This window comes from Acinetobacter sp. YH01021 (assembly GCF_013420255.1).
In the GTDB taxonomy this organism is placed as follows: domain Bacteria; phylum Pseudomonadota; class Gammaproteobacteria; order Pseudomonadales; family Moraxellaceae; genus Acinetobacter.
In genome coordinates this window covers 22,624-35,016 of sequence record NZ_VOYO01000023.1, presented here as the reverse complement: position 1 = coordinate 35,016, position 12,393 = coordinate 22,624, and the positions used below count along the sequence as shown (strand labels likewise).

Sequence of the window (12,393 nt, the reverse complement as noted above, 5' to 3'; positions counted from 1 at the left end):
AAAATCATTTGAATGATTTCTTCTTGGTCTACGTGCCATAAAATACTCCATATATTGATGTTTATAACATCATTTGAGGAGCAGAATATCACTTATAGGAGTTGTTCAAATTTACGGATCCATCTCTATTTTGCATTTTATTGAGAGGAATTAACGAAACAATAATTTCAGTACCATTTTTAGATTTTGCAATTAAATCATTTATTTTTAACAACTTGAATCCTGTTTTTCTAAAGATTTTTCCAATTTGGAAAATAACTTAAAATTAAATTTGAACGATAAAAAAAGCACTTATTAAGTGCTTTTTTTACTGTTTATTCTTGCTTAGATAGCAACAATATTTACAGCATTCGGTCCTTTTTGACCTTGAGCTACACTGAATTCAACCAGCTGGCCTTCAAGCAAGGTTTTAAAACCTGAACTCGCAATTTCACTGAAATGAGCGAAAACATCTGGACCTGATTCTTGTTGAATAAAACCAAAACCTTTAGTTTCGTTGAACCACTTTACAGTACCTTTAACAACATTTGAGTTTGACATAATATATCCTAATAATTTTTAATAATTTTTTAGTCAATTTATTGACTGAATATAACTTTGAAATAATAAAGAATGAGACTTAAAATCTGAAAAAAAACGAAGGATTATGACTAAAACTACGATACTTAAAGAAGATTTACCGAAACAAGACTTTTTTCTAGTTAAGTTAACTATACACGAAAAATTTAATTAATCAAGTTTTCTTATATATATATTTATTTTATTTATTAAAAAGTAAAATTTATAATTATTTCAATAAGATTAAGCTTTCATTGTCATGATAACAAAATAAGAGTAATCTGCTGTACTGGTAAATTTGATAAGTAATGAATGCGATTATATAGCTCTGTAATAACAATATTGGCCTTTTTAATTTCGGGAATGATGCTTTTTTCTCACTTACAAAATATCTATCACCCTCCAAATTTGGACTCATACTTTCTATTTAGATAGTCAAATATAAAAACAGAAACCGCTTTTTAGGCGGTTTTTATGTTTAAGCGAGACTTATCAAACAATAAATAGCATCTTCTAATCTAGAGTATCTTATCTACATAATAAAAAAGGACGCCTCAGCATCCTTTTTTACTTTCACTCAATTAATCAAACAAACGATCAAAGAATGATTTTTTCTTTGGTGATGATTTGCTATCTTCACCATCCATGGTTTCTTGCAGTTCTTTTAACAGTTCACGTTGACGTGCACTTAAGTTGACTGGAGTTTCTACCACAATACGGCACAGCAAGTCACCTTGCATGCTGGTACGTACCGGTTTAACACCCTTACCACGTAAACGGAACAGTTTACCTGTTTGCGTACCTTCAGGAATTTTCAGACTAACACGGCCATCTAGCGTAGGAATCTGAACTTCCTTACCTAAGGCTGCATCAGCAATTGATACCGGCACATCCATATACAGGTCAGCGCCATCACGCTGGAAGATTTCATGCTCACGCACCACCACTTCTACGTACAAGTCACCTGACTGACCATCACGGATTGCTTCACCCTTACCGGTCAAGCGAACGCGGTCGCCATTATCCACACCCGCAGGAATAGTGACTTCCAGAGTTTGCTGACGATCCGACACACCTGAACCATGACATTTATTACATGGGTTCTTGATGATCTTGCCCTGACCACGACAGGTACTACAAGTTTGCTGTACGGAGAAGAAACCTTGCTGCATGCGCACTTGACCAGCACCATGACAGGTACGGCAGGTTTCTACATCGTTTGGATTTTTTGAACCCTTACCATCACAGGCATCACACGGTGCCGGTGCAGTAAAGGTAATGGTTTTCTTGACGCCTTTGACCGCTTCTTCCAGGGTCAGTTCCATCACATAGCGTAAGTCAGAACCACGGCGTGCGCGTTGCTGGCCACGACCACCGCCGCCACCAAAAGCACCACCGAAAATATCACCGAACTGGCTAAAAATGTCTTCTGCGCTGAAACCACCGCCGAAGCCGCCACCGCCGCCCATACCACCTTCAAAGGCCTGATGGCCCATACGGTCGTACATGCTGCGCTTTTCACCATCAGAGAGCACTTCATAGGCTTCTGCTGCTTCTTTGAATTTCTCTTCAGCTTCAGCATTGTCCGGGTTACGGTCTGGATGATATTTCATCGCCAACTTACGGTAGGCTTTTTTGATTTCATCATCACTAGCGGTTTTAGCGACACCCAAAACCTCATAATAATCACGTTTAGCCATGTCTGGCGATGCTCCTCACGGAATTTTGTTTAATATTCAACTGAGGTCTGAAATTGGGGTCAAACCGAGTTTTACAAGGGGAAATATGAAAAAAATTATACGCTTTAGAACACAGCTTTGTTTTGAGAGAATTTATAGAAGCCTTTAAACCAGGCATTGATCAGGAAAATAAAAGCAATAAAGCTGAAAATCACTCCGGTCACCACACAGGCTTTGACCCATAACTGGCTGTCCCAGGCAAAGAAAAACAGGGGAATAAACCACAGTGCAGCAAAGATCGCCAAAATGGTATAAATCACGATATTACGCATGATCCACAGCGCCTGTGCCTGTAACCAGACTTCAGCATAATCAACTTGAGTGACTTTACGTGCGAACCAGTAAGCCAATAGTCCACTAAACAGGGTAAATAAGGCCAAAAACATGAAGACATAAGCCATCGCTACGGAACGTCGCATCTTGGTTAATGTATCTTGAGTCATGTTCGGTTCAACCTCGTTACCGTATTGGCAGCTCGGCCAATGCAGCAATTACTTATTTTTTTAAATTATAAAAATCTCAGGTGCTACTATATTGAAAATTTCCAAATTTCGCACCTGAAATTATGACAAATTTAAACAGAATTTAAACTTTTTTTCACTTTAAACCACTGTGCATATAGTGCAGGCAGGAAAAACAGGGTCAATAATGTCGCCACAATCAAACCACCCATAATCGCCACCGCCATTGGCCCGAAGAAAATACTGCGGGACAAGGGAATCATGGCCAGAACTGCAGCCAGTGCGGTCAATACGATCGGACGACAACGGCGTACTGTGGCATTGATGATGGCATCCCACTGCGACTCTCCGGCCTGAATATCCTGCTCGATCTGGTCAATCAGAATCAGCGAGTTGCGCATGATCATTCCGGATAAGGCAATCGTTCCGAGCATCGCAACAAAACCGAAAGGTTTATTGAAAATTAACAGGAATAACACCACTCCGATAATGCCTAAAGGTGCGGTCAGGAACACAATAAAGGCCCGTGAGATGCTCTTGAGCTGAATCATCAGCAGGGTCATGACGACTGCGAGGAATAAAGGCATGCCGGCATTCACCGAGTTCTGTCCACGAGCCGATTCTTCAACTGTACCCCCCACTTGCAGCAGATAGCCATTCGGCAGCTCTGCCCGGATTTTTTCCAGTGGCTCTTTGAGTTCATTGACCACAGTAGCGGGCTGCAACTTGCTACGAATATCGGCACGCACAGTAATGGTCGGCAAGCGGTTACGATGCCAGATCAGACCTTCCTCAAAGCTGTATTCTATTTTGGCCAGCTGCGCCAAAGGTACCGAGGGACCACGTGACGTCGGTATCGCCAGACTGCTTAAAGAAGCGACATCAACGCGTTCAGCCTGAGCACCACGCAAACGGATCTCGATCAGTTCACGTTTTTCACGATACTGATCAATGCCGGCCCCCAAAATCGAGCTGTTGAGTACATTGGCCAGTTCACTGCTGCTCACCCCCAACTGACGGGCACGATCCTGATCAATCTGCAATTTGATGACTTTGCTCGGCTCGCCCCAATCCAGATGTACATTGGTGGTATTTGGATTTTCTCCCACGGTGGCTGCAACTTTCTGCGCCCATTCACGGACTAATTCTAGGTCTTCACCTGATACCCGGAACTGTAGTGGATAGCCCACAGGCGGGCCATTTTCCAGCAAGGACACCCGGGTACGGACTTCCGGCAATAACTTTCGAATCTGGTCACTTAAGGATTTGCGGATTTCATTACGGTCTTCCAGCGATGAAGCCAATACCACAAACTGGGCAAAACTGGTTTGCGGCAACTGCTGATCGAGCGGTAAATAGAAACGCGGCGATCCCATCCCGACATAAGTCACATAGTTATCAATGCCCTCTTGTTTCGATAAAAAGGCTTCGACTTTTTTTACTGCAGCTTCAGTGGCTTTGAGGGAAGCACCTTCTTCAAGTTTGAGATCCACCAGAATTTCAGCCCGGTTCGAGGGCGGGAAAAACTGCTGCGGCACCAGCTTAAACATTAAAATAGACAGAATAAAAATTCCGACCGTGGCAGCAATGACAGTTTTACGATAGGTCACACAGGCATCGACCCAACGGCGAAAACCCCGATAAAACCGGGTTTGATAGGGGTCATAATGTTTACCGGCGTGATGCACAATCGGCTGAGGTTCTGGCTGTTTGCGCAGACGTGCCCAGAGACGCTGGTACCACGGCGCTTTTTGAATTAAATCTTTGTTGAAATCCGGTAGAAGTTTATCGCCTAAATATGGCACAAACAGTACCGCGGCCAGCCAAGATACCAGCAATGCAATGGTCACTACCTGGAAAATCGAACGGGTATATTCCCCGGTACTCGAAGCTGCAGTGGCGATCGGCAGAAAACCGGCAGCGGTAATCAGGGTCCCGGTCAGCATAGGAAAAGCCGTGGTGCGCCAGGCATGCCCGGCCGCCTGTAAACGGCTATAACCCTGCTCCATTTTAATCGCCATCATTTCAATCGCGATAATGGCATCATCGACTAGCAGACCGAGGGCCAGAATCAGCGCCCCCAAGGAAATTTTATGCAGTCCGACATCAAACAGCTGCATACCGGCAAAGGTCATGGCCAGCACCAGCGGAATCGAGAAAGCCACCACCAGACCGGTCCGGAAACCGAGCGAGAAAAAACTGACCAGCAATACGATAATCACCGCTTCTGCCAGCACTTTCATAAATTCGTTAATACTGCGTTTAACTGCCACCGGCTGATCGGAGACTTTTTGCAGCTCCATGCCGAGTGGCAGAGCTTTTTGCAGGCGGGCGAATTCCTGTTCCAGATTTTTACCCAAGGCAATGATGTCCCCACCCTTGCGCATCGATACAGCAATACCAATGCCGTTTTCGCCCATAAAGCGCATCCGGGGCTGTGCCGGATCACTAAAGCCTCGATAGACTTCTGCGACATCTCCCAGCTGAATAGTTTTGCCATTGACCAGCAGCGGCATCTGTCTTAATTCTTCAACACTGTTTAATGCACCACTGACCCGCACCTGAATCCGGTCTGAACCGGTTTCAAAAAAACCGGACTGGGTGGTGGCATTTTGCTGCTGCAGGGCTTGCTGAATCGCCATGACTGGAACGCCCAGCTGAATGGCCTTGGTATTGGAAATCTCAATCCAGATTTTCTGGTCTTGTAGGCCAATCAGCTCAACTTTGGCAACATCTTTGACCCGTTGCAGTTGCAGCTGTAAGCGGTCGGCGTATTCCTTGAGGGTCGCATAGTCAAAATCTTTACCCTTGAGCACATAAATATTGCCAAAGGTATCGCCGAATTCATCATTAAAGAACGGCCCTTGTACCCCTTGTGGCAATTCATGCCGGATATCGCCCACCTTCTTGCGCACGTTATACCAGACATCAGCGACATCTTTCGAAGCCAGGGAATCCTTGGCAACAAAAGTCACCATGGATTCACCCGGACGCGAATAGGCCATGATGCGGTCATACTGTCCCGTGGTCATCAGTTCCTTTTCAATCCGGTCAGTGACCTGCAGGGAGATTTCTTTGGCACTGGCACCCGGCCAATAGGTCTGGATCACCATGACTTTAAAGGTAAAAGGCGGATCTTCACTTTGTGACAATTTGGAATAAGAGACGATGCCGATCAGACCCAGCAGGATCATGAAATACAGCACCAGACCTTTATTTTTTAAAGCCCATTCCGACAGGTTAAAGTTCATGCTTAACTCCCTGCCTGAATGGTCACACGACGGTTTTCACGATCAATCGGATTGATTTTTTGCTGGTTACGCAGCAGATGTACGCCACCAATCACCACATAGTCTTCCGGCTTGAGCCCACTGAGTACAGGAACACTGTCCCGGCCATAGGCACCGAGCTGGACCGGGACTTTACGTAAGGTATGATCGGGCTGGACCACCATGACATAAGCCTGCTGATCCGTTGCCGAGACACTGGATAGCGGCACACTGAGCATATTGTCGCGGCTGTGCTGAAAAAACACCCGGGCACTTTGCCCCAGCTGGATCTGGCCATTGCCTTCACGTAAGGAAACTTTAACCCGAAAGGTACGCGACTGGTCCGCTGCCGGTGAAATCTCTCGGACAATGGCGGCAAATTTTTCTTCAGGTTTGGACCATAAGGTGACCAGAGCCGCTTGCCCCACCCTAATTTCAGCAATTGCCTGTTCCGGCACCCCAATCACCACTTCACGCTCGCCGACAATTGCCAGTTCATACGCCGCCTGCCCGGCAGCGACCACCTGACCTGTTTCAATATTGCGTGCAGTGATTACGCCGTTTCTGGTGGCAATCAGCTGATTATAAGCAGTCTGGTTTTTAGCGGTATCATAATTGGATTGTGCCTGCTTCAGATTTGACAGGGCGGTCTTGTACTGGTTTTCGATCGCGTCATATTGTGAGTGGCTCACGGCATTGGATGGCAATAACTGCTTGAAACGTTGTAATTCATCCTGAGCAATCTTAGTGGCAGACTGCGCGCTTTCCAGCTGGGCACGTGCTGCATTCAGCTGCAGCTGAGCATCTTTGACATCCAGAGTTGCCAGGACTTGCCCGACTTTGACCTGGTCACCCACATCGGCGAAGCGCTGGGTCACCTGTCCAGCGACCCGAAATGCCAGCGCTGTTTGCTGGCGCGCCTGCACATCACCGGCATAACTTTTTAATTCATGCCGTGAAGTGGTGGGTGTGGCCACCATGACAAAGGGAACTTCCTGTTCTGCTGCAGCAGTATCTTTGCTGCACCCGCTTAAAGTCACGCTGCAAAGCACCACCATGCCAGCCAATACGCTGTAAATCCTGCTCATCTTATTCGCTCTTATCTGATCGTCTTTTTTAGGGCAAACTATGCTGATATATTGAATTGCTTGTTTTTTAATTAATATACCACCCGGTACACTAATTAAAACTCAAGCTTCAAAGCAATGACCGTATTGACTTTTTTTGGAAGAAATTGTGCAAATACCTGTAGGACGACCCAAGGATCTGGAAAAGCGTCAGCGCATCCTCAGCGTGGCCAAAGCGCTGTTTTTAGCGCATGGCTATCATGCCTCCAGCATGAACCAGATTGCACGTGAGGCAGGTGTGACCAAGCTGACGGTGTATAACCATTTTCAGGACAAGGCGACCCTGTTTAGCTGTGCGATTGAGGATACCTGTGAAGCCATTCTGCATGAACATCCTCAGCTCTTGCAGCCGAGCAGTGACTTTGCGCAGGAGTTTTATCAGGCCTGTCAGCGCGCTTTAAATATTATTAATTTACCAGAAGCGATCAAGCTGGACCTGTTACTGATGGAACTGGCCTCGCAGCAAAGTCCTCTGGCAGAACAGTTTTATGAGGCCTCGCATAGCAAACTGGATGCAGTCTGGAATGATTTCTTTGCTCTGGCCCAACAGTACAGCTTTATTCAGGTCGATCTTCCAGAAAAACAGACCGAGCTGATCGTGTCCCTGCTGACCGGAACCCGTCATCAGAAAATCCTGCTGGGTCTCAGCCCTCCCCCTTCAAGCGCAGAACAGCAACAGATCATTAGCGAGGCCATTGAACTGTTTATGCTGAAATATGCTCTGCCTGACTAAAGCCTTCTCTCAGGATCGAGCACCGATAACCATATGTGGCCTAAAATTTGCTAAAAAAGCAGCCAATGCTCTGCAACTTTTGTCTCTAAGGGACTTGGATTGTCATGCAGTCGCGGTATAGTCAAAGCATGCATGTGAGGGAATAAAAAATGATTCAACAGATTGATGCACCACTACGCGAAGACGTACGCTTACTGGGTAATTTGCTTGGGGAAACCTTAAAATTACATGCCGGGCAGGATTTGTTTAATCAGATCGAGCAGATCCGTGCCCTATCCAAAGGCGCTCGCGATGGACAGGTCGAAGCAGAAAAACAACTGGAACAACTATTTTTGAGTCTAGAAGATGCAGAAATCCTGCCGCTGACCCGCGCCTTTACCCACTTTTTAAACTTTGCCAATATTGCCGAACAATATCATGTGGTACGTCGTCGCCGTCAGAGCGAGTTTGATGACACTGCAGAATCGCCCAATCCTCTGGTGCCTTTATTTGAAAAATTTAAACAGCAGGAGATTTCTGCCGATACGCTGTATCAGCAAATCTGTGAACTGAAAATTGAACTGGTTCTGACCGCGCATCCCACAGAAGTCAGCCGCCGTACCCTGATTCAAAAATATGACGGTATCAATAATGCCCTGTCCAAATTTGACCAGCAGAAACTGACTCCACGTGAACGTCAGGCAGTTCTGGCCGATCTGAAACAGCTGATCAGCTCTGCCTGGCAAACCGATGAAATCCGTCAGCATCGTCCAACTCCGATTGATGAAGCCAAATGGGGCTTTACCACCATTGAGCAGACCTTGTGGAATGCGGTTCCGAAATTTATCCGGGAACTGAATAGCATGGTCACAGAACAGTGTGCTCAGAACCTGCCCCTAGATGTGGCACCGGTACGTTTTGCCTCCTGGATGGGCGGTGACCGCGACGGCAACCCGAATGTGACCCATACCGTCACCCAGGAAGTGCTGTGGCTGTCGCGCTGGAAAGCAGCCGACCTTTATGTACGCGATATTGAAAACCTGCGCTGGGAACTGTCTATCCAGCAATGTAGCCCGGAAATTTCCGAAGCCTTGGGCCAGCCCCATCCTGAACCCTACCGTGAATATTTACGTGACACCCGTACCCGCCTGAAAGCCACACGGCACTGGCTGGCAGAAAAATTAAAAGGCAATGATGCCGATGACAGTCTGGTGATTAAAAGTAAAGACGAACTTTTAAAGCCACTCCTGACCTGCTACCGTTCGCTGATGGACTGCAATCTGGCCGAAATTGCCAATGGCAGCCTGCTGGACTTTATTTACCGGGTCAACAGTTTTGGGATCGAACTGCTAAAACTGGATATCCGTCAGGAATCGGGTCGTCACCGTCAGGCGATTTCTGCGATTACCGAATATTTAGGACTGGGGAATTTTGAAACCTGGACTGAACAGGCACGGCAAAACTTTTTACTGCAAGAGCTGCAAAGCAAACGTCCGTTGCTGCCAAAACATCTGAATGAGCCAGCAGGCAGCCTGATTGAACATCCGGATGTACAGGAAGTGTTTGCCACCATGCGTACGCTAGCCGAGCAACCGAGCGAATCTCTGGGTGCTTATATCATCTCGATGGCGGAATATCCAAGTGATGTGCTGGCGGTTTTATTGCTACAGAAAGAAGCCGGCATCAAGCAGGCGCTACGGGTGGTTCCCCTGTTTGAAACCTTAAAAGATCTGGATGGCGCAGCCGCAACCATGTCGACCCTGTTCAATATGCACTGGTACAAACAGCATATTCAGGGCAAACATGAGGTCATGATTGGCTATTCGGATTCTGCCAAGGATGCTGGTTTTATGTCGGCCAACTGGGCCCAATATCGTGCCCAGGAAGAACTGACCGCAGTTGCCCAACAACATGGCGTGCAATTGACCCTGTTCCATGGTCGTGGCGGTTCAATTAGCCGTGGCGGTGCGCCAACCCAGCAGGCACTCTTCTCTCAACCGCCAGGGTCGATTTCAGGTGCGATCCGGGTGACTGAACAGGGCGAAATGATCCGTTTCAAATTCGGTCTGGAAGAAATCGCCCTGCAGAATCTGGAAATTTATACCGCTGCAACACTGGAAGCGACCTTACTCCCGCCACCTGAACCCAAACAGGAATGGCGCGACTTGATGCATCAAATGACCGAGCTATCGGTGCAGGTCTATCGCCAGACCGTCCGGGAAAATCCGCATTTTGTGAAATACCTGCGTACCGTCACGCCAGAACTTGAACTGCAAATGCTGCCACTGGGTTCACGGCCGGCGAAACGTAAAGTCAGTGGTGGGATTGAATCACTGCGAGCGATTCCCTGGGTCTTTGCCTGGACCCAGATTCGCCTGATGTTACCGGCCTGGCTCGGTACCGGTGCTGCATTAAATGCGGTACTGGATCAGGGACAACGCACGGTACTGGATGAGATGCTGGCAGAGTGGCCGTATTTTCAGACCCTGATTGATATGCTGGAAATGGTACTGTCCAAAGCCGATGCCAATGTGGCGCTATATTATGAATCGCATTTGACTCAGGATGAAGATCTTAAAGTTCTGGGAACAGAACTGCGTCAGCGTTTGCAGGATGCTGTACAAACCCTGTTGAGCTTAAAAGGCGAATCGAAACTCCTGAGCAGTAACGGTGTACTGGATCAGTCGATGAAAGTACGTAAACCCTATTTGTTACCGCTGCACTTACTGCAAGCTGAACTGATGAAACGTCGCCGTTTATATCTAGAACAGCAGCAGGCTGAAAATACCCCGGTCGATCATGCCTTAATGGTCAGCATTGCCGGCATTGCAGCCGGTTTACGTAATACCGGCTGATTTTTCGCCCTCGCATTCAAAGCACATCCTGGTGATGTGCTTTTTTTGTACATGAATTGGCCAAAACCACTCACTGCATCGTATTTTTTATAACTAAAATAACAAATCTTTATGAGTGAATTTTAAGCATAGCTATATGATTAATCCACTGATTTAACGCTACTTTTATATTAAAAATATTTACCAATTGATAAAAAATAAATAAAAGTCAATGAATTAACTTGAACAAAAAGTTGAAAGGAGTGATTAAAACTTCCAAAAAACCGGAGTATGATGTGCACAATTTATCTTTTGAGTGCTCATTTTATGTCCAGTTGGTTTCCCAAATGGCGCCCGTATGAGGGCAGTATCGATGCACGACCAGTAGGTACCGCAGAGTATTTGCCACCCGCACAAACGGTAGTTTTGGGTGTACAGCATGCCTTTGCCATGTTTGGCGCAACCGTACTGGCACCTTTTTTAATGGGCTTTGATCCAAACCTGGCAATTTTAATGTCAGGGATCTGTACCATCCTGTTCTTTTTAATCACCGGTGGCCGGGTTCCAAGTTATCTAGGTTCAAGCTTTGCCTTTATTGGTGTGGTCATCGCAGCAACTGGTTATGCGGGTGGTGGCGGACTGAATCCGAATATTGGCGTTGCAGCAGGCGGGATTATCGCATGTGGCATCTTCTATGCGCTGATGGGCTTTCTGGTCATGGCGACGGGCACCCGCTGGATCGAAAAGCTGATGCCACCGGTAGTGACCGGTGCCGTGGTGATGATCATTGGCCTGAACCTTGCTCCAGTCACGGTTAAAAGCGTCATGGGCAACACCTTTAATATGTGGATGTCTCTCGTTACCGTGATGTGCATGGGCTCGATTGCCGTCTTTACCAAAGGCCTGCTGCAACGCCTGCTATTATTGGTCGGTCTGTTACTGGCCTATCTGATCTATTTCATGCTCAGCAATGTCATGGGTTATGGCACTGCAATCAACTTCCTTCCCATTCAGCAAGCAGCCTGGTTCGGTTTACCGACCTTCCATGCACCGACCTTTGAATTGAATGCCATGCTGATCATTGCGCCGATTGCCTTGATTCTGGTGGCTGAAAATCTGGGCCATATTAAAGCCGTAGGTGCGATGACCGGTGAAAACCTGGATCCGCATATTGGTAAAGCCTTTGTTGCAGATGGTATTGCCACGACTTTAGCGGGTGGTGTGGGTGCGCCGGGTATGACCACCTATGGTGAAAACATTGGCGTGATGGCCGTAACACGGGTCTACTCGACTATCATCTTTGCCGTCGCGGGTGTCTTTGCTGTGTTCCTGGGTTTATCGCCTAAGTTTGGTGCGATTATTCATACGATTCCGACAGCGATTCTGACCGGTGCTTCGATTATAGTCTTTGGTTTGATTACTATTGCTGGTGCCAAAATCTGGATTGAGAACAAGGTCGATTTTTCGCAGAACAAGAACCTGATGGTGGCTGCGGTGACCATTATTTTAGGTACGGGTGATTTTGCCCTGACTTTTGGTAGCTTCAATCTGGGTGGTATTGGTACGGCAACGTTTGCAGCCCTGTTCTTAAACTGGTTCTTCAGTCTGGTCGATAAAAAATAAAATTCAGCGATGCCTGGGCACAGCCTGTTGCAAGCAAAAAGACCGAACATATATGTTCGGTCTTTTTTGT

8 protein-coding genes are annotated in these 12,393 nt (G+C 46.8%); 3 read left to right on the top strand and 5 right to left on the bottom strand.

The window, feature by feature from the left end:
- Positions 1 to 324 precede the first annotated feature (324 nt).
- The 5 genes from FTT86_RS13290 to FTT86_RS13270 all read right to left on the bottom strand — a co-directional run bounded on the left by FTT86_RS13290 (position 325) and on the right by FTT86_RS13270 (position 7,115).
- The gene (locus FTT86_RS13290; RefSeq protein WP_005105001.1) at positions 325 to 540 is read right to left on the bottom strand and encodes a cold-shock protein; all 216 of its coding nucleotides are present in this window, start codon (positions 538 to 540) and stop codon (positions 325 to 327) included.
- Positions 541 to 1,139: 599 nt separating this feature from the next.
- Positions 1,140 to 2,258, bottom strand: a complete 1,119-nt coding sequence (dnaJ, locus tag FTT86_RS13285; RefSeq protein WP_005104999.1) for a molecular chaperone DnaJ — start codon at positions 2,256 to 2,258, stop codon at positions 1,140 to 1,142.
- A 104-nt stretch (positions 2,259 to 2,362) separates the two neighbouring features.
- The gene (locus FTT86_RS13280) at positions 2,363 to 2,740 is read right to left on the bottom strand and encodes a hypothetical protein (RefSeq protein ID WP_180181337.1); all 378 of its coding nucleotides are present in this window, start codon (positions 2,738 to 2,740) and stop codon (positions 2,363 to 2,365) included.
- A gap of 131 nt (positions 2,741 to 2,871) precedes the next feature.
- Positions 2,872 to 6,009, bottom strand: coding sequence for an efflux RND transporter permease subunit (locus tag FTT86_RS13275; protein WP_180181336.1), 3,138 nt, complete (start codon positions 6,007 to 6,009; stop codon positions 2,872 to 2,874).
- A 2-nt stretch (positions 6,010 to 6,011) separates the two neighbouring features.
- Positions 6,012 to 7,115 carry an efflux RND transporter periplasmic adaptor subunit gene (locus tag FTT86_RS13270; protein WP_180181335.1) on the bottom strand — a complete coding sequence of 368 codons (1,104 nt, stop codon included), beginning with the start codon at positions 7,113 to 7,115 and terminating at the stop codon, positions 6,012 to 6,014.
- Positions 7,116 to 7,263: 148 nt separating this feature from the next.
- On the opposite strand from FTT86_RS13270, the gene FTT86_RS13265 reads away from it, so the two are divergent.
- The 3 genes from FTT86_RS13265 (at position 7,264) to FTT86_RS13255 (ending at position 12,323) form a co-directional block, all read left to right on the top strand.
- Positions 7,264 to 7,887 carry a TetR/AcrR family transcriptional regulator gene (locus FTT86_RS13265; protein WP_005268199.1) on the top strand — a complete coding sequence of 208 codons (624 nt, stop codon included), beginning with the start codon at positions 7,264 to 7,266 and terminating at the stop codon, positions 7,885 to 7,887.
- A 149-nt stretch (positions 7,888 to 8,036) separates the two neighbouring features.
- Positions 8,037 to 10,721, top strand: coding sequence for a phosphoenolpyruvate carboxylase (gene ppc / locus FTT86_RS13260; RefSeq protein WP_180181334.1), 2,685 nt, complete (start codon positions 8,037 to 8,039; stop codon positions 10,719 to 10,721).
- Between the two features lie 306 nt (positions 10,722 to 11,027).
- Positions 11,028 to 12,323 carry a solute carrier family 23 protein gene (locus FTT86_RS13255; protein WP_004728924.1) on the top strand — a complete coding sequence of 432 codons (1,296 nt, stop codon included), beginning with the start codon at positions 11,028 to 11,030 and terminating at the stop codon, positions 12,321 to 12,323.
- Positions 12,324 to 12,393: the final 70 nt, after the last annotated feature.

Excerpts from the sequence above, each read along its gene's own strand:
- ppc (WP_180181334.1), top strand. The coding sequence starts at position 8,037 with ATGATTCAACAGATTGATGCACCACTACGCGAAGACGTACGCTTACTG.
- FTT86_RS13290 (WP_005105001.1), bottom strand. The coding sequence starts at position 540 with ATGTCAAACTCAAATGTTGTTAAAGGTACTGTAAAGTGGTTCAACGAA.
- FTT86_RS13270 (WP_180181335.1), bottom strand. The coding sequence starts at position 7,115 with ATGAGCAGGATTTACAGCGTATTGGCTGGCATGGTGGTGCTTTGCAGC.
- FTT86_RS13280 (WP_180181337.1), bottom strand. The coding sequence starts at position 2,740 with ATGACTCAAGATACATTAACCAAGATGCGACGTTCCGTAGCGATGGCT.
- FTT86_RS13275 (WP_180181336.1), bottom strand. The coding sequence starts at position 6,009 with ATGAACTTTAACCTGTCGGAATGGGCTTTAAAAAATAAAGGTCTGGTG.
- FTT86_RS13255 (WP_004728924.1), top strand. The coding sequence starts at position 11,028 with ATGTCCAGTTGGTTTCCCAAATGGCGCCCGTATGAGGGCAGTATCGAT.
- dnaJ (WP_005104999.1), bottom strand. The coding sequence starts at position 2,258 with ATGGCTAAACGTGATTATTATGAGGTTTTGGGTGTCGCTAAAACCGCT.